Source organism: Bartonella vinsonii subsp. berkhoffii ATCC 51672 (assembly GCF_902825225.1).
Lineage (GTDB): Bacteria > Pseudomonadota > Alphaproteobacteria > Rhizobiales > Rhizobiaceae > Bartonella > Bartonella berkhoffii.
On record NZ_CADEAK010000243.1, the window covers coordinates 1 to 411 of the forward strand.

A 411-nucleotide genomic window follows, 5' to 3' on the forward strand; every position below is an offset into this window, starting at 1 on the left:
ATTGAGGCGTTAGATTTTACAATAGAACATGATGATGGACAATCTCCTAATAGCTTGCAAGATGCAGATGTAATACTTGTAGGTATTTCAAGAACTTCTAAAACGCCAACCAGTATCTATTTAGCAAATCGTGGAATAAAAACTGCTAATGTTCCTCTTATACCAAGCATTGATTTACCTGAAGCTCTTTTAGAAGCAAAAAATGCTTTGATTATTGGCTTAATCGCTTCAGCTGAGAGAATCTCACACATCCGCCAAAATAGAGCTTTTGGGAATGGTTTTTCTCTTGAAAATTACACTGATAGAATCAGTATAGCTGAAGAATTGACCTATGCAAAACGCATTTTCGAGCGTTTTGATTGGCCTATTATTGATGTGACAAGACGCTCTATTGAAGAAACCGCTGCAGCG

At 37.0% G+C, this 411-nt stretch carries 1 protein-coding gene; it reads left to right on the forward strand.

Translation table 11 applies throughout. The features are described 5' to 3' along the window. A partial coding sequence (locus J7R10_RS09105) for a kinase/pyrophosphorylase (protein ID WP_208436511.1) occupies positions 1–411 on the forward strand: 411 nt, incomplete at both ends.